General features: G+C 39.0%; 27 protein-coding genes. 4 read left to right on the top strand and 23 right to left on the bottom strand.

The window, feature by feature from the left end; all coding sequences use genetic code 11:
• Window positions 1-106 precede the first annotated feature (106 nt).
• The 16 genes from AB1721_02455 to AB1721_02380 all read right to left on the bottom strand — a co-directional run bounded on the left by AB1721_02455 (window position 107) and on the right by AB1721_02380 (window position 10,427).
• A complete protein-coding gene (locus AB1721_02455; GenBank protein MEW5805559.1) occupies window positions 107-1,078 on the bottom strand; it encodes a hypothetical protein in 972 nt (323 codons plus the stop codon).
• A 28-nt stretch (window positions 1,079-1,106) separates the two neighbouring features.
• Complete coding sequence (locus AB1721_02450) at window positions 1,107-1,301, bottom strand: hypothetical protein (GenBank protein MEW5805558.1); 195 nt, start codon at window positions 1,299-1,301, stop codon at window positions 1,107-1,109.
• 4 nt (window positions 1,302-1,305) lie between these two features.
• On the bottom strand, window positions 1,306-1,557 hold the full coding sequence (locus AB1721_02445; GenBank protein MEW5805557.1) for a hypothetical protein: 252 nt from the start codon (window positions 1,555-1,557) through the stop codon (window positions 1,306-1,308).
• A gap of 17 nt (window positions 1,558-1,574) precedes the next feature.
• Window positions 1,575-1,862, bottom strand: a complete 288-nt coding sequence (locus tag AB1721_02440; GenBank protein ID MEW5805556.1) for an ATP cone domain-containing protein — start codon at window positions 1,860-1,862, stop codon at window positions 1,575-1,577.
• Window positions 1,863-1,918: 56 nt separating this feature from the next.
• Window positions 1,919-2,461 carry a Gmad2 immunoglobulin-like domain-containing protein gene (locus tag AB1721_02435; protein ID MEW5805555.1) on the bottom strand — a complete coding sequence of 181 codons (543 nt, stop codon included), beginning with the start codon at window positions 2,459-2,461 and terminating at the stop codon, window positions 1,919-1,921.
• Window positions 2,462-2,482: 21 nt separating this feature from the next.
• A complete protein-coding gene (locus AB1721_02430; GenBank protein ID MEW5805554.1) occupies window positions 2,483-3,721 on the bottom strand; it encodes an ABC transporter permease in 1,239 nt (412 codons plus the stop codon).
• Window positions 3,718-4,377 carry an ABC transporter ATP-binding protein gene (locus AB1721_02425; GenBank protein MEW5805553.1) on the bottom strand — a complete coding sequence of 220 codons (660 nt, stop codon included), beginning with the start codon at window positions 4,375-4,377 and terminating at the stop codon, window positions 3,718-3,720. Before AB1721_02425 ends, AB1721_02430 begins: the two co-directional genes overlap by 4 nt.
• A 14-nt stretch (window positions 4,378-4,391) precedes the next feature.
• Window positions 4,392-5,936: an efflux RND transporter periplasmic adaptor subunit gene (locus tag AB1721_02420; protein ID MEW5805552.1), complete on the bottom strand. Its 1,545-nt coding sequence runs from the start codon at window positions 5,934-5,936 to the stop codon at window positions 4,392-4,394.
• Window positions 5,936-6,457 carry a hypothetical protein gene (locus AB1721_02415; protein MEW5805551.1) on the bottom strand — a complete coding sequence of 174 codons (522 nt, stop codon included), beginning with the start codon at window positions 6,455-6,457 and terminating at the stop codon, window positions 5,936-5,938. Before AB1721_02415 ends, AB1721_02420 begins: the two co-directional genes overlap by 1 nt.
• Window positions 6,458-6,715: 258 nt before the next feature.
• Entirely contained in the window at window positions 6,716-6,988 is a 273-nt protein-coding gene (locus tag AB1721_02410; protein MEW5805550.1) for a DUF5654 family protein, read from the bottom strand.
• Entirely contained in the window at window positions 6,985-7,488 is a 504-nt protein-coding gene (locus AB1721_02405; GenBank protein MEW5805549.1) for a GerMN domain-containing protein, read from the bottom strand. Before AB1721_02405 ends, AB1721_02410 begins: the two co-directional genes overlap by 4 nt.
• Before the next feature lie 5 nt (window positions 7,489-7,493).
• A complete protein-coding gene (locus AB1721_02400) occupies window positions 7,494-7,790 on the bottom strand; it encodes a hypothetical protein (protein ID MEW5805548.1) in 297 nt (98 codons plus the stop codon).
• Window positions 7,791-7,793: 3 nt separating this feature from the next.
• Window positions 7,794-8,195, bottom strand: coding sequence for a VOC family protein (locus AB1721_02395; protein ID MEW5805547.1), 402 nt, complete (start codon window positions 8,193-8,195; stop codon window positions 7,794-7,796).
• Window positions 8,196-8,248: 53 nt separating this feature from the next.
• A complete protein-coding gene (locus AB1721_02390) occupies window positions 8,249-8,950 on the bottom strand; it encodes a glycosyltransferase (protein ID MEW5805546.1) in 702 nt (233 codons plus the stop codon).
• Between the two features lie 7 nt (window positions 8,951-8,957).
• Window positions 8,958-9,176 (bottom strand): DUF167 domain-containing protein, encoded by a 219-nt coding sequence (locus AB1721_02385; GenBank protein MEW5805545.1) that lies wholly within the window; start codon window positions 9,174-9,176, stop codon window positions 8,958-8,960.
• Window positions 9,177-9,269: 93 nt separating this feature from the next.
• Window positions 9,270-10,427, bottom strand: coding sequence for a hypothetical protein (locus tag AB1721_02380; GenBank protein MEW5805544.1), 1,158 nt, complete (start codon window positions 10,425-10,427; stop codon window positions 9,270-9,272).
• 94 nt (window positions 10,428-10,521) lie between these two features.
• On the opposite strand from AB1721_02380, the gene AB1721_02375 reads away from it, so the two are divergent.
• Window positions 10,522-10,920, top strand: coding sequence for a hypothetical protein (locus AB1721_02375; GenBank protein MEW5805543.1), 399 nt, complete (start codon window positions 10,522-10,524; stop codon window positions 10,918-10,920).
• A gap of 112 nt (window positions 10,921-11,032) precedes the next feature.
• The gene (locus AB1721_02370) at window positions 11,033-11,671 is read left to right on the top strand and encodes a hypothetical protein (GenBank protein MEW5805542.1); all 639 of its coding nucleotides are present in this window, start codon (window positions 11,033-11,035) and stop codon (window positions 11,669-11,671) included.
• A gap of 65 nt (window positions 11,672-11,736) precedes the next feature.
• Here AB1721_02370 and AB1721_02365 read toward each other — a convergent pair whose 3' ends face one another.
• The 5 genes from AB1721_02365 to AB1721_02345 all read right to left on the bottom strand — a co-directional run bounded on the left by AB1721_02365 (window position 11,737) and on the right by AB1721_02345 (window position 13,973).
• Window positions 11,737-12,066 carry a hypothetical protein gene (locus AB1721_02365; GenBank protein ID MEW5805541.1) on the bottom strand — a complete coding sequence of 110 codons (330 nt, stop codon included), beginning with the start codon at window positions 12,064-12,066 and terminating at the stop codon, window positions 11,737-11,739.
• A 24-nt stretch (window positions 12,067-12,090) separates the two neighbouring features.
• On the bottom strand, window positions 12,091-12,267 hold the full coding sequence (locus tag AB1721_02360) for a DUF5674 family protein (protein ID MEW5805540.1): 177 nt from the start codon (window positions 12,265-12,267) through the stop codon (window positions 12,091-12,093).
• 38 nt (window positions 12,268-12,305) lie between these two features.
• Complete coding sequence (locus tag AB1721_02355) at window positions 12,306-12,866, bottom strand: YbhB/YbcL family Raf kinase inhibitor-like protein (protein ID MEW5805539.1); 561 nt, start codon at window positions 12,864-12,866, stop codon at window positions 12,306-12,308.
• A gap of 9 nt (window positions 12,867-12,875) precedes the next feature.
• A complete protein-coding gene (locus AB1721_02350) occupies window positions 12,876-13,070 on the bottom strand; it encodes a hypothetical protein (protein MEW5805538.1) in 195 nt (64 codons plus the stop codon).
• A gap of 357 nt (window positions 13,071-13,427) precedes the next feature.
• Window positions 13,428-13,973, bottom strand: a complete 546-nt coding sequence (locus tag AB1721_02345) for a hypothetical protein (protein MEW5805537.1) — start codon at window positions 13,971-13,973, stop codon at window positions 13,428-13,430.
• A gap of 78 nt (window positions 13,974-14,051) precedes the next feature.
• Between AB1721_02345 and AB1721_02340 the strand changes: the two genes are divergently transcribed.
• Window positions 14,052-14,309, top strand: a complete 258-nt coding sequence (locus AB1721_02340; protein ID MEW5805536.1) for a hypothetical protein — start codon at window positions 14,052-14,054, stop codon at window positions 14,307-14,309.
• Window positions 14,310-14,599: 290 nt separating this feature from the next.
• On the top strand, window positions 14,600-15,481 hold the full coding sequence (gene miaA, locus AB1721_02335; GenBank protein ID MEW5805535.1) for a tRNA (adenosine(37)-N6)-dimethylallyltransferase MiaA: 882 nt from the start codon (window positions 14,600-14,602) through the stop codon (window positions 15,479-15,481).
• Here the strand turns inward: miaA and AB1721_02330 are convergent.
• Window positions 15,478-15,750 (bottom strand): GreA/GreB family elongation factor, encoded by a 273-nt coding sequence (locus tag AB1721_02330; protein ID MEW5805534.1) that lies wholly within the window; start codon window positions 15,748-15,750, stop codon window positions 15,478-15,480. The two genes, miaA and AB1721_02330, sit on opposite strands and share 4 nt — an antisense overlap.
• A 322-nt stretch (window positions 15,751-16,072) precedes the next feature.
• On the bottom strand, window positions 16,073-16,293 hold a 221-nt coding region (locus tag AB1721_02325), incomplete at its 5' end, for a hypothetical protein (GenBank protein MEW5805533.1).

The following is a 16,293-nucleotide window of genomic DNA, read 5'->3' as shown; positions in this document are numbered from 1 at the left end:
TTGTCAAGAGGTAACCAATAACGAACCCTCGGCTGGTTAGCCGAGGGTTCGTTCAGTTTTTTATTCTATTCGCGAGAGTTACTGTTCCGGAAAAATAAATTAAAGCTTAAACCAACCGGAAAATCTCAATCCCTAAAAAGGTTAGATATAAAAGAAGCAGAAACGCGGCTTCTTTTTTTGTCAGCTCTTTGCCGGTTCTGATAAACAGATAAAAGAAAGCCGCGGCAATAACCAAAAATATCCGGGCAATCAAAAACGGCGAGAAATCAATATTTTTTATTGGCGAAAATAAAGCGACAATTCCTAAAACTAAGGTTGCCGGCATAATCACCGAACCCATTAAATCGCCTAAAATCATCCAGGTCTCGCCTTTTTTAGCTGAAGCAACCGCAAAATAAGTCTCTGGCAGAGCATTGCCCAAACCGACAATTAAAATACCGATAAGTCCCAAAGGCAAACCAAAAAAAACAGAAAAAGCCGAAGCAGACCGGACAATACCTTCAGCCGCTAAAATCAGCAAAGCCGCGCCAATAATGATTTTCCCTAAACCCTGAAAAAAATCTCTGAATCCGGAAAAGACCTCTTTGCCATGCCGCTCTTCCAAAGAATAAGTCCGAGTAAATCTTTCTTTTTTGGCAAAAAGCCAGAGAATAAACAGAACAAAAAGGCCAATCAAAACTGCGCCGTCAGCCCGGGACAAGCTGTTATCCCAGATTAAAATCACTGGCAATAAAGCGGCGAACAAGCTAAAAACAGCGGTGGCTTGAACGGTCCGGCTTTCTGCCTCAACGGTTGATTTCTTTGAAAATAAAATTGCCAGGCCAATGGCCAAAGTTAAATCAATTACATTGCCGCCGACAACGTCTCCGAAAGATAAAACCGGAACTTTGTGGATAACCGACAAAATGCCGACAAACAAATTCGGCAGAGTCGCGGTCAGGGCCATTAAAATAAAAGCGACGACAAACTCCCGCAGTTCTAAAAATCGGGCGACCCGGGACAACCCGTCAATCATCCAGTTGCCGACAAAATAAAGCGCGGCGCAGGAAGCAAGAAAAACAATAATGGGAAAAATCATAACTTAACTAAGTTAAGCTAAAAAAATTTTAATCGCAAAAAAAAGATAAAACAAAGTTGATAAAATACTGTAAAGTTATTCCGAGCAAAGCCAGCCAAAGCAAGCCCAAACCAAATTTAACAATCAAATGGGGCCAGAGAATCAGCTCGCCTGTGCCCAGAGCCAAACCCATTACCACGATGCCAACCCCTAATGCTTTGTTCCAAGCCGGCGGCTGGGGCAATAGCTTAGTTTTCAATTCGGGAAACCGGAACATTTTTCTTAAAAATTCTTTTCATTATTTCAACAAAATCTATTTTGTCAACGACAATCTCGCCCAAAAAAGCAAACGGAATGGCAATTAAGAAAACGGCTTTGAAAACTTGAAAAGTAATCGGCTGGCCGGTGGCAACTTTAATTGCGATCAAATCTTCAATGATGCCGATTAAAATTCCAAAGATTAAGAACTCTAAAAAAACCTCAACCCTTTTCCAATTCATATTTTTTGGAAACTTATTTAAACGGTTAACCCTTTGACTTTTTGCTCGTGGTTTTTCCAAGCTTGAATGACTCTCGGATCAAAATTTTCCAGTTCGGCAAAAACCGCCTGCCTAATCTCTGAATAACTAACCTGCTCTTTTTCTGCCAAAGTATTAATTGCCGAAACGCTGACTTTGTCTGCCAGCTCTGCCAACGCGGCTTCCTCAATGCCCGCTTCTCTGCCTGCCGCTTGGACTGACCGTTTGATTTTTTCCGGGTCAAATGGCTGTAAAGAGCTGTCTCGTTTTAAAACTTGAGTTGCCATATTTTTTATTTAAAATAATAACGACCTTTATTATTATAACAAAAAGCAAAGCAAACCTACTTAAATTTAACCGGAATTCTTAACTGGTCATCATTTTCCGGCAAACCCGAAGGATTATCTTTTTTTAGAATCAAATAACCGGTTTTTATTTTCGGCTGGCTAAAGTTGATCTCGGCTTCAAACCGGACGAAATCTTCTACCATCCAATCTGACTGGGCTTGAGCAATGCCCGAACCGATAATCTCTCCGGAGCTGTCAGTGATATCAATCGGAAAAGAAGCTTCAAAGAACCAATATCCCTTGGCTTCGCCCTTAACCAAAACCGGGGTTGAGATTATCTGATTTGGCCGGGGCTGCTCCAGTTTAATCAAGTTTAACTTCTCCAGCTCATTGCCAATATCTTCAATAAAGATTTCATTGTTCCGGGTTCGGCATTGGCGCGGATAGCTTTCCAAAATCGGATAACCGGCTAAAACGCAATCCTCAAAATTAGAAAGCTGTTTTGGCGGCTCTTTTTTTATCTTTATAACCGCAAAAACCAAACCAATGCCGATTAAAACAACAGCAATAATAATCAACCATTTTTTGTTTTCAAACATAATTTATTTTTAATTCATCACTTATTCATACCTAAGCGCTTCAATTGGGTCTTTTTTAGCTGCTTGCCGGGCTGGATAAAATCCAAAACCAAGACCAATTAAAAAAGAAACTAATAAACCGATTAAAGCAGCCGGAATCGGAAAAGAAAAGCCCCAGCCTGAAGAAACAAACTTAGATAAGATTAAAGTTGCCAAAAAAGTCAGCCCGGCTCCGGCCAAAACCCCAAAGACGCCGCCCAGAAATGTCAAAACCACGGCCTCAAAGATGAACTGAATCAGGATGTGTTTTTCGGTTGCTCCCAAAGCTTTGCGCAAGCCGATCTCCCGGGTTCTTTCGGTAACTGAAACGAGCATAATATTCATAATCCCAACCCCGCCAACAATCAAAGAAACTGCGGCCACAGAAACCAGTAAAGCAGTCAAAACTCCGGTGATCGTATCCACCCTCTTGACAATATCCTCTTGGGTCATAACGTGAAAATCATCTTTTTCCGGATTGCTGATTCCGTGAAGTTGTCTGATTGCCTGCTCAAGATTTTTCTTAATTTGCTCAACCTGCTCCCCATTTTTCGCCTGAACAATAATCTCATTGTAATAATTGGTTCCGGAAAGATATTCCATTGCTGTGGTATAGGGCATAATCACCGCTGTATCCAGATTAAAGAATCCGACTTGGCCCTTGCTTGAAAAACTGCCAACAATCTGAAAATTCTTGTTTTTTATCCTTATTTTTTGGCCTATGACTTTGCTGTTAGCTAATAACTCTTTTTTCACTTCCGCACCAACCAAAACCACACTTGACCGGGCCAAAACATCTTCTTCGGTAAAAAACAGTCCCTCTTCCGGATAAAGGTCAAGAATCTTTTCAACTAAATCAGAGCTGCCAATAACATTGACGGATTTGGTTTCTCCCATAAAACTAACTGTGGCGGGCAAAAAAATAATCGGCGAGATTTCCTTAATGCCGAGATAATCAGCCTGGCTTTTTAAATACTTCACCTCCCGCTCCTTTAAAGAATCAAGAAAAAAAGAAGTAAAGTCAGAGGGCCCTTTTGGCTCGCGGCCCGGCTCAATCATAATTGTGTTTGAACCCAACCCTTGAATCTGGCCCAGAATCAGGTTTCTGGCGCCGCTGCCAATGCCTTGGACCAAAATAATCGCCATAATCCCGATAACAATGCCCAAAACAGTCAAACCAGACCGCATTTTATTAGCCGCCAGACTAATTAGGGCGGATTTAAACAGGTGTTTTAGAATCATTGCTTTTTATCAGACTCAATTTTCCCGTCCCGGAGAAGAATCGTTCTTTTGGCATACCGAGCAATCCCTTGATCATGGGTAATCAAAACCACTGTCCGGCCCAGACTCTTATTAATCTTAACTAAAAGCTCCATTATCGCTTGGCCGGATTTAGAATCTAAATTGCCGGTCGGCTCATCAGCAAAAACAATCTCCGGCCCGACAACCAAAGCCCGGGCAATCGCCACTCTCTGCCCCTCGCCGCCGGAGAGCTGTGATGGCTTATGATTTAAGCGATGGGATAAGCCAACAGATTCAACAGCTTGTTTAGCGAATTTGTTCCAGTCTTTTTCTAAAACCTCGGAATATAAAAGCGGCAGTTTAACATTCTCTAAAACCGTTGCTCTTGGCAAAAGATTAAATGACTGGAAAACAAAGCCCATCTTTTTATTCCTCAGCCGAGCGAGCTCGATTTTGGAATAATCAGTATTCTTCCTGCCGTCAAAAAAATATTCGCCTTTGGTTTGCTTGTCTAAAAACCCCAAGATGTGGAGTAAAGTTGATTTGCCTGAACCGGAAGGCCCCATAATCGCAACAAACTCGCCCTTGCCAATTTCAAAAGAAACTCCGTCTAAAGCCCGGGTTTCTGCTCCGTTGCCTCGATAAATTTTTTCCAAATTTTTTATCCGTATCATTTTGGAAGCAAGACCTTGTCTCCTTCGCTTAAACCGCTGACCAGCTCAACCTCACCATTGCTTGACCGAACGCCGGTTTTAACTTCCCTTTGCTCAATTCCCTTTTCTGTTATTAAGTTAACAAACTCTTTATCTTCCTCAAGAACAATTGCTTTTCTGGAAATGGTGAGAACATTTTCCCGAACCAAATGGCTAAGATTAATATTGGCAGTCATCCCGGGTTTGGCTTTTTGCTCCGGGTCCTTAAAAGTCAATTTGGTATTATAAGTTGCCACCCCTTCAATAATTGTTTCTGCCGGGTCGATTCTAATTACTTTTGCCTCTAAAATTAAACTTGGCCCATAAGCATCCAGATCTACTTTGGCTTGGTCATTAACTTTGATTTTAGCAATATCTACTTCCGGGATATTAGTTTCAATCTCTAAACCAGAATCAGAGATAACCGAAAAAGCGACTTGATTTAAAGAAACTATCTCTCCCGGGCTGACTTGTTTTTTGGTAATAATCCCGGCAATCGGCGACTTCAGGATTGTTTTGGAATATTCAGCCCGGGCGCTTTCCAGATTTGCTCTTGCTTGGTCAATCTTTGCCCCCTGAATTTTAATCTGTTCAGGGGTGGCGCCGGCTTTTTTTAATGCCAGCTCTTGATTAGCTAAGTTTAAGTTAGTAATAGCAGTATTAAGTTTCTCCTGGGCTGAACTAAGGCTGTTAATTGCTGTATTGATATTTGTCCTGGCAGTAGAAATATCTGTTTTATAACCGTCAATCGTTGTTTGGCTAAAACTGGCATTAGCAATCATGCTGTTAACTGCTAAGGCCGCTTTATCCAGAAAAAGTTTCGTTTGTTCAAGATTGGCTTTTACTTGATTAGAGTATAAATTAAGATCAGGATTGTTTGTTAATTCCAAGATCGCCGTTTGCCAATCCTTAAGAAGATTCTCCATGGTTAATCGGCTCGATTCCAGATCAGTTTTTAACTGGGATTCAACCGGAAAAAGATTCAGCTTTGGCGTTAAACTCCTTGGGTCAGAAAAAAACTGGTCAACTTTATTCCTGATGCTGTCGTCAGCAACAGTATAAGAGCTGCCGATTTTATCAATTAGGTTTTTTTCTGCTTCTTTTTTCGCCACCTGGGCGCTCTCAACTTTAGCTTCTTGAATCTTTATCTCTTCTTCCCGAGAGCCGGCTTTTATTTCTTCTAACCTCAACAGTTCTGTCTCTAAATTGGCCTGAGCTTGTTTTAAGCTCGCAGAAACATCATTGTTGTCTAAACCGGCTAAAATCTGCCCGGCAAAAACCTTATTGCCGACATCAACATAAACAATTGAAACCCGGCCGCTTTTTTCAAAAGCGAGCTCAACTGCTTCAGCCGGCTTGACCTTGCCGGTAAAGCTAAGCTCCTGAACAATATCGCCTCTTTTGACAACAGTAAAATCCAGCTCCGGCTTTTGTCTGTTTCTTAATAACAAAAAGCCGCCAGCCAAAATAAGCAAACCTAAGACAATAAAACTGAATTTTTTAGCCAGAATTTTTTTTACCATTATTCTTCAACTAGAATCTGAATTTTATAGGGCGCCGGATTGCCGGTTTCAGCATAATAAGGAATTAAATCAAAAGATTGTTCGGCAATAAACTCAACTGTTTTTGATTGGCCCGGCAAAATAATTCCGGTATTAACTACGGGGCTTTTAAAATCCAATCCGCCATAACTGACATTAAGAGTCATCACATTCAAAGTCAAAGTAACTTTTGTTTGTTTTTTTACTGATAGTTGATACATTCCCGCGCCAGTATCATCAACATCAATTCTAACCATCTTGCCTCTTTGGAATGGTGAAACCGCCGGGCTTGAACTGGACAAAGGAGATTCTGTCGGACTGGGACTCAAATCTGTCGGGCTGGGCAAAGGCGACCCCTCTGGTTCCAGAGTCGGGCTTGGTTTTGGCGAAGAAAAATTAGGGTTAAAGCTCAAAAGTCCTTTTAAATAAAAAAACCTGAAAATAAAAAAGGCCAGAATAACAATGAGCAACCCGCCAAAAACTAAAAGCAATTTTTTTAACATAGTTTTATTTTTTTAATTCCAATTTACAATTTCTCTGGTCACGTCAGATCTCGTCAAACGAGATAATTTCTAATAGAATCCTGCTAATTTACCAATTATTACTAATATCTGCCAATCAATCTTATTAGTATTATTGGTACTAATTAGTAAATTGGCAGGATACGCTAATCAAACTAAAGAAACTAAGAAACTAATCTATAATTCATTATTCATGATTCTGATTTTTGACAGCGCAGCAATGAAACAATGAAACAATGATTAATTCTTTTTCTCTTCTTTTAATAAATACCCGCCCACCACCACCAGTAAAGCAGTGATGAAAACAGCGTAAACAAATTTGCCCAAGATTGAATTTTGCGGAGCCGGAAATAAATGTTCAATCAAGGTCTTTATTGCTTCATTCCAGGCCAAGCCGACTACTAAACCTAAACCAGCCAAAATATAACCAAGGGTCTTTTTCTTCAACTCTTGAGAAACCTGCTTAGTTTTTTTATCAATCGTCACAAGAACCTGTTTAGTCTGATCAATCATGGCTGTAAAATTAATTCTGTTTCTTTGTTAATAGAGATTATCACTTGGCTAACAGTTGGAAACTGCTTCAAAGTTTCAGTGATTTCAGCCCGGATTGCCTGAACTCGGCAAGAGCCGCCGACCTGAAACTCCAATCGGTCATTGAAATCTGCTTTGGCAATGCCATCTTCAATAACCAAATCTTGAATCTGAACTCCGGAATTGATGCTGGTGAAATAACCGGCTTGTTTTTCTGCTTCGGTTGGGCCTTTTAATAGCTCTTCTAAAGCCGTCCGGCCAACTGCTTGGGTTTTTGCTATTTTCCTTTCTACTGGATAAACCAAACTGCAGTCTTGGGCTTCGGGATTTAAAAATGAATTGCCAAAATAAACTTTGACCGCGATTTGGTTATCAGGTCCTAAATCTGCCGGCGCATTAGCTTTATTTTGGCTAAAAAGATAAATCCCGGCAATCAAGATTCCAAAAACAACCGCTAAAAGCAAAATAAATTTCCTTTTCATACTTTTTAATTGTTATTCAAACTAATGTCTAACTGTTTAATAAACTCAACTAATTTCTGGCAATAAGAAAATTCAGCAAAGTTGCCTTCTTCTTTGGCTAAAAACTCCAAACAGCGGTTTTTCTCCTGATTTAGTTTAACTGCTAAACTTTCATATTTTTCTGCCTTAACAAGGCTCTGCTCTGCTTGTTTTTCCAGCTTGAGCATTGAACTTCTCAAGCCCCAAAAATAAGCGCCCCCGGCAACCAAAACTATCAGACCAAAAAAAATAAGATAGGGCTTAATTCTTGAACGAACTAACATAAATTATAAATAAACCACCTCCAATTTAATTCTGTCCGGATCTTCAAAAAATACGGCATAATACTTATCAGTATATTCGGGAAAAGCTTTTGGGGTTTGGTAAAGAGTTTCTATCTTTCTTGGTTTTAAAAACTCCTGATAGAATTTATCCACTTCTTCTTTTGAGTTGACTCGGAAAGCCAGATGATTTATCCCGGTTGCTTGACGATGAAAAGTCTTATCTTTATATTTTTCCTTAACCGCGTCAAACCATAAAGAAAAACCATTGTTTTCAAAAGCAGCGGTGGTATTTTCAATATAACGGATAGTTTTATAACCAAGATACTCTAATAATTCTTTATAAAAAGGAAAGGAAGCTGACGGGTCAGAAACGTTAATGTTTAGATGATTAATCTCTGATTCCATATAAAATATATTTTACCATAATCTGTTTAATTGAGAACAGGGTGCAATAAAGCTCATTTCCCCCTAACATTACCAAAATCCCAGAAAATTGTTTTGCCGAATAAAAATAAAAATATCAAATTAATCCCGCCTTTTAAAATATAAGGGATCGCTGGCCAGCCTTTAAAATGACGGCTTGAAGTAATAACATAATTGTCCCTTAAAAAGACCGCTTTACCTCGCTTTTTTGCTTTTAGAACCAAATAAGTATCCTGATGAAAATTTATCTTCGGGTCAAAGCCGCCAATTTCCTTATAAACTGATTTTCTAATTGATAAATTAAAACAAGGCGCCAGCTTGGTTAAAGCACCGCCCCAGTAAAAAAGCTTTTCTCCAAAAAATCCCAAAAAAGTTTTCGGCCTAAGTTTCCCCGGCCCGCCAGCACAAACAACTTTTTCGTTTTGATAAGCTTGATTAATTTTAATCAGCCAATCTTTTGGCACGATTGTATCCGCATCTGTAAAAACTAATATTTCACCTCGGGCCTGTAAACATCCTTTAATCAAGGCAAAGACATTGCCTTGTTTTGGTTCGTCTATAATCTTAACCCCGGAGAAAGTTTCAGCAATTTCTTTAGTCCTGTCAGTCGAATTGTTATTAACCAAAATAACCTCATAATCATTTTTATCAAAATCAAGATTAACTAAGGAATCAAGACACCGGGCAACATTTTTCTCCTCGTTGTAAGCCGGAACGATAATTGAAAATTTAACCATCTAAAAATTACACCAGCTGAATGATTTTTTTTCTTGAAGTTCTGCCTGAAATAATTTTCAAATTACTAACAGGCACTTTTAAATAACCGGCTAAAGATTTTAAAACCGCTTGGTTCGCCAAATTATTCTTTGCCGGCTCTTTGACTTTAATTAAAAAAGTATTGTCAGAAAATTTTTCTATTTCCGGATTTTTTGCATTTGGTTTAGCAGTAATAAAAAATTTCATTGACTTGCTTTAAAAATCATAAATCCCGCCCAAAGACAGAGAGCAGGATTTATGACTCTTTTAGTTATACTTTTAGCTGTTTTTTATAAACAGTTAAATCAGTTCTAAGCTGTTGATTGCTTGCCAATATATTGGCTGATAAGTCTGCCAATCTGAATCTGGCGCCATAAAAGTGATTACGAATTGATTTTCTGATGCGGCATCACGCATAATCAGCTGTAGAATTCTCATTTTTAAACCATTCCCCTCTTCTTGGTTAAAAAAAGTTTTTCCCTCAATTGTAAAAGCCGGGTAGCCGCTAACTGAAGTTTGGGATTTGCCCAACAATTCATAATCAGGATAATTTGTCTTTAGAACCGCGATAGAATCTTGGGTTGCTTTATCTAAAGAATCATTTTTCTCTTCAAGAGTTAGGGGGATTGAGATAATATTAATGCTGGCAGTGCCACCTGAACCAAACAAAACTCCTTTCATTCCTAAATCCTCAAGCCCCAAATCCGTTTCGGGCAGCCAATCAACCGGATAAAAAAACTTAATCCCCAGCTCCTCATCTAAATACGGGGCATCAACTAACTCCAAAACCGGGCTTGGCGAAACCTCAACTATTGGCGAAGGGCTCGGTTGGATTGGCTCTGTTCTTTTCAGGGCCTGAATTCCCAAAATTAAACCAGCACCAAGAACAACACCGCCCAACAAAACAGCCAAAATAACTACAACAGACTTATTAACCTTTAATTTTAGCAATGGCTTTTTAGATTTTTCTGCTTGGCCGGTTATCTCTGACATAACCACTGGTTGGGCCTGCATATTTTCGGGTTCAGCCTGTTCAACTTGGGTTTCTGCCATTGGTTTAGATGCCGGTTGAACTGATTCAACTGCTTCAACCGGACTTGATTCAACCGATTCTACTGATTCCGGTTGAACTTCTTCGGCTAGATTAACTGGTTCAGCCTTCCCCGGTTCAAAAACCGGTTGGCTGGACAGCCCAACTGGCTTTTGGCTCAAATCCAAAACCGGTTCTTGCGGCTTTTCTTGGCCCGATTCTGTTGCTTGACCGAGAAAATCAGCAACCGGTTTTTCTGGCTGGACTTCTAAATTGGCAAGATTAGTTTCTGAATCAACTGCGGTAAAACCCTTAGCAACGTCTTGCTCTTGCCAGCCGTTTGAGAGCAAAGTTTGTTTAATCTGGTCTCGCCCCAGCCCTTGTTCCAACTGCTTTTTTATATAATCAATTAGTTCTTGAGTAACCATAATTTTTTGAGTTTAATTTTTGACCTGGAAAATTTTTCTATTTTCCTTATACTTTTATTATCACATAAAATAAAAACAGTTCAATATCAAAACTATGGATAAAAAAGAAATCATCAGAACAATTTATCTTTACTTATTTTCCACTATTGGCTTATTGTTGATGGTAATTGGTTCTGTCAATCTGGTGGATTTGGGGTTGAAAAATTATGTTTTTAAAAAAGCCAACCAATCGGTAATATATCCTGTTTATCCGCGCTTGCCAGAACCAACGCCCGCGAATGAGCCAACCAAAGAAGAACAGCAAGCTTTTCAAAAAAAACAGCTTGAAGCAGAACAGCAGCAAAAGCAAGTTGAAAATGCCCGCCGAGCCTCAAACGCAATTGCCATGATTATTGTCGGCTTGCCTTTATTTATTTACCACTGGGATATTCTTCAAAATCCCGGTAAAAAACAGAAAATAAATCCCGTTAGAAATTCTCAACAGAACGTTTAGATTTCTGCGAAAATTATTTTAAACAGCAACTCGCGCCGCAAGCAACGGAATAAAATTTATGCTATAATTTTTATTGGTCGAAATTGAATAAATTAGACTATTAAATTTCAAAATGCCTATTCCAATTCTTTCAAACTTAGTTAACGGCATTAAAGAAGGCGTCAAAGCCAGCTTGCAAGGCGTAGCTGACATCAGCACCACTATTATTGAAGTGGTTAAAAATAATGCGGTTAATTTAATGAAGCAATCCGGCGAATTTACCGGCAAAGGCGTAGAAGCAGCTGCTTCTGTTGTCAAGGGTGCAGTTGCCGGAGTTGCTGATATCGGCGCTTCGTTTACCGGCGCGATTTCCGGCATTGTCCGCGGCACAGTCCGCGGTTTAACCGAGGCTGGCGAACAGCCGGAATTAGCCGCCAAAGGCGCTGTTTCCCAGGCAATCCAGAGCGCTAAAGAACTCGGCGCTGATGTTGGGCAGGTTGCAGTTGAAGCAGTTAAGGGCTCGGTTGAAGCAGTTAAAGCGGTTGGCGGAGATTCAATCTCTGCAACTAAAGAAACCGTGACAGCGGCAATCCAAACCGCCCAAGAGCTTGGCAGTGATGTTTTTCAGGCAGTTAAAACTTCTTTGGAAACGAGTGTTGACGGCGCCAAAGAGATTATCGACGCGGCAATAAAAGAAAAACCGGCTGAACCGGTTCAGTCTCCGCAGATGCCCACCCAACCGCCGGAAAACCCAAAAAACCCGCAGGTTTAATCTTTGCTGATTAACAAATTCCAAAACCCCGGCTTAAGCCGGGGTTTTGGAATTGGAATAAGAATTTATAACTTCTTTCTGGTTAAAAACATAAAAGGCAGAAAATACTTTTCCATGTCCAGAAGAGAAGTTTGATAAAGATTGTCTTTTTCTACCGCGTATAAAAACAATTCTCTTAATCTGGCAATCTCTCTTCTCCTGCCTCGCCAACGCTCATCAGCCAAAGTCAGATCAAAAAGCTCTAAAGCCCTAAAAACTGCGCCTTGAAAGATTTTTAAATCTTTGTCTTGCCATCTGGCGGCCCGGCCGACTTCAGCGCCAATATTAGCCAACTGCTCGGTCAAAGAAAACTTTTGCCAACCGCCACTAGCTAATTCTTTATGCTGGTAGGGCATATTTTCTAATCAAGAATTAATTTATTAACCAAATTTTTCCGAAAGCAAAATCTCTTCATCAACATGAAGCTCGCCGCCCAGAGCAATAATTCCTTGCTTAATATCAACCACTGCTTTAACCAAATCGCCGAATCGTTGTTCGGCAATTTTTTTAAGCTCCGATTTAATTATGGGTTTTTTAATAATGTAAATTTCTGGCATAGATTAATTTTAATACAGCCAAAATTTTTCAAAACAGCCTATCTTTTATATCTGCCGATTAATTCAGCTGACTGAAGCACATGCCCTTCCATTGTCCTAACCACATCTTTTTTGGTGGCGCCATGACCAAGATCCAATTCTTTATCCAAGGCGTAAAGCTTGAAAAAATACCGGTGCTCGCCTGAAGGCGGACAAGGTCCGCCGTATTTGGCTTCGCCCCAAGAGTTAAGGCCGACAATTCCGCCCGGTTCCTTGCCCGGTTCAATAAAATCAATCAAAGGATTAAGATTAAAAATTACCCAATGAACCCAGGTGCCCATCGGCGCATCCGGATCATCAACAATCAAAACCAAAGACTTAGCTTCCGGACTGACGTTTTTTATTCCCAGTGGCGGATTGATATTTTCGCCGTCGCAAGTATATTCGGGCAAAATATAACCCTGATGCTCAAACGCCGGACTGAATAAAATTAGTTTTTGTTCTTCTGCCATAGGAGTTTTTAATATTTTAACATCTTTAAACTGATAATAAACAAATCCAGCAACAGCCAAAAGAACCAGGCCAAAAACTAAACTGAAAACAACTGATTTCCCCTTCAAATTGAAAAGTTATTTTAGATGTGACTTAATCAAGCTTTGCAGTTCTTTGATATGGGTCTGTTTGTCTTTTTCCAACTTGGCCCAGAAAGCTCGACACTGCCGGCATTTGCCGGCGTCTTTTTTATACATCTTTTTTATCCGCCAAAGCGCCTTATGTTCCTCAACCAGCTGAAGCATTAAATTATAAAGATGGTTGTTTAGCATATTATTTTTTTATTAATTATTTAAATTCCGAAAGTCGAATCCCCGAGATTCGACCTCGGAAAATTTTGGGAATCCAACTCCCGAAATATTTTAAAGCTTTTTCTTTAAGTAAAAATAAAACCCGGCCCAAGCAAACAAAATAACGGCTAAAATATACCAATTATAATAAAAAATCATCTTTTTCAAATCATATCAAATCTCGCCGCCAAACTCAAAACAAAATAAAAGCCTGCCGAGATAAAAACAAAAAAAGCCCCTGTAAAAACAAGAGGGCTCTGGCGCTAAAGAATCTATTGAAGTCTCACTTCAATAGATTGTCCAATCTAATTCATTAACGCTCATATCTTTTATTATTCTTTATATCGTTTTGATTCTTAATTGATTAGTTTGATACTGCTTTAAAAACTCTAAGAATTTCTTCCTCATTAAAACTTGATTATCAGAAACTCTAGTATCCGGATCTCCGCCATCTTCCCACCATTTTGTTTTGTAAACTTTATCAAGCCAATGAACAGAGGAATAATCTTTGGCTTTAACAAGAAACTCTCTTTGTTTAAGATAGGCGCCTCGCTCTGCCAGAGAGGCAATGTTTTTAACCCCTCTTAGGTATTGGACAATATGCCAAGATTCGTGTACTCCCAAGGAAGCAAGATAGGTTAATTTTGACTCCCTAATAGTTTTTGGTTGACAGATCCAAATTCTCTGTCGAGAAAAGACCTCAGAATAGTAATCATTGCCAGGATAAACAAGAACTGCTTTTAATAACTTAATTTTCTTCTGGAAAAATAAGGGATCAAAAACTTGTATTAGTTTAAAACTTCTTATCAACTTAGAAATATGGGTTTTATGCGGAGAAATAAAATCAATTTCAAGGAAGGTTTTTTTATAAAATAAAATTTTCATAATTAAATATACTATTAAAACATTTATTGCCTATATTGAAAACAATTAATCAATAAACAATCTGCCAAAACAAAAGTTTTGGCAGATTTAATTGTTGCCTATTTCTTGCTCGGACCCTTATCGGGTTTAGGCGGCTTTGGTCGGGACACCGGCTGTTTCTTTTCCCGTTGGGGCCGCCCTGGAGCTTTAGTGGGATTACCTTGTTTAGGCATCTTTTTTCACCTCCTTTTTGTTCAGGATTTGCAGCAGTTTTATGCCGCAGGAAGAACTGCACTTAGTATCTCTCTCTCTCTGGGTTTTGTCAACCCTGTTAGAAATAATCGTGGTTCAAGATAAACTATTAGCAAATCGGGTGATTATTTTGTTTTGTTAAACAGTTAAAGCTCTTACTGAAATTTCTAACGGGGTTAACCCGGTAGTGAATTTTGAACATCTGCGCAAAGCGCAGAAGCTGAAAGCTGTTCAAAATCTACTGCGGGGTCAAGGTTTGGGAATAAACAAAAACTCTCGGCTGTTTAGCTAAGATTTTAATTGAATTGATTTTTTAATCCGTTAAAGCTCGACTTCAATAGATTGTTTCTGAAAAGGTTTCTTCTAAAAAAAGAGTTATAATATATTTAAAAGCCATGATTAAACTCATTATTATCCTCGGCTCAACTGCGTCAGGAAAATCCGGTTTGGCAGTTAAATTAGCAAAAAAGTTCAACGGGGAGATTGTTTCTGCCGACTCGCGCCAGGTTTATAAATATCTGGATATTGGTTCAGCCAAAATTACTAAGAAAGAGATGGCCGGAATCCCCCATTATCTTTTAGATCTTTTGCCTCCGGAAAAAACTTTAAATGCCAAACAGTTTCAAAAACTGGCAATCCAAACAATTAAGAAAATCCATCAAAAAAATAAATTGGCTTTTTTGGTTGGCGGCACAGGCTTTTATATTGACGCAGTGGCAAAAAATTTAATCTTCCCCAAAACCAAAACTGACCAAAAGCTTCGGCAAGAATTAAGCTTAAAAACCAAAACCGAACTAATTAAAATTTTAACTAAATTAGACCCGGCCCGAGCTAAGGTGATTGATAAAGAAAACAAAAAGCGGCTGATCCGCTCAATTGAGATAGCTGAACAGTTAGGCCAAGTGCCAAAGCTTAAATCAGGCAGGCAAATCTTTGATTGCTTATATTTAGGCATAAAAACCGACTCGGAAAATCTAAAACAGCGAATCAAAACCAGATTTTACCACTGGCTTAAACAGGGATTCTTAAAAGAAGTTGAAGCGCTGATAAAAAGAAAAATTCCTGAAACCAGATTTAAAGAACTTGGGCTCCATTATTGGTATGCTTACGCTTATTTAAAGGGAATGGTCTCAAAAAAAGAGTTTGAACAAAAATCTCTGGCTTCGCTTTACCAATATGCCAAAAGGCAAAGAACCTGGTTTAAGCGCAACCCAAAAATCCACTGGCTCTCCAGCCAAAAACAAGCAGAAATATTAATTAAAAACTTTTTAAATTAAATCTGTTCTGGTTTTCGTTTCCTTATCTCCAGAATTTCTAATTCAAAGGTTCTCTCACCAACATAATAAGCTTTCTTCTCTCCTGCCTTGGCGCCAAGCAAGGCCCGGCCTATTGGCGATTCATTGGATATTTTCCCAGCCAAGACATCAATCTCATTGGTATAGACTAAAGTCAAATCTTTAACCGAACCGTCAGGCATCTTGACTTTAGCCCAGTCGCCAAAATCCATTATTTCTTCTGGTTGGGCAGTTAAAGAAGATTCAGCCATATAATTTATTAAAAACAGCCCAAAATTAGCTGGGCTGTTTTATAATTAATTTTTTACTGTTCAAAATATAAAAAACAGTAGAGAGAATAGTTTCCTGGAAAAGATTTTTTATCTGTTTTTGCTTCATTAAGATAATAATAGAATTGAAATTTTGGTTTGTCAAATAAAAAATATTTAGAAAATGCCTTAAATGCTGTTGTTTTTGCTTAATTATCAACAGCTTATCCACAAAAATTAAAAACTGGGTTGTAAAAAGGAGGGTTTTAATTTGTTTATTAAAGGAACTAAACCCCTTTTTGGTATCCGGAAAAGAGGTTATCAATTACTTCACTAAACTGGGCCGAAAAACAATCTGCTTTATTGCATCAATTAAACTAAATACAGAAGCCTGCAAACTGCCTGGAACTCGCAGGTTTATTATCGGAATTGTCTCAAACCACTTAAACTCCTGGATAACCACTAACAGGTGTTTGGTGACTGTGTCTTCGCCGTTTTCACAGGAAAGAGTGTATCTGATTATTCCGGTTTCTTTGGGCTTGGTTT

The sequence above is a fragment of the Patescibacteria group bacterium genome (genome assembly GCA_040753135.1).
GTDB lineage: Bacteria > Patescibacteriota > Minisyncoccia > UBA6257 > Brennerbacteraceae > JBFMGR01.
Note: the sequence above shows the minus strand (reverse complement) of the source record. Positions and strands in the feature narration are given on the sequence as shown.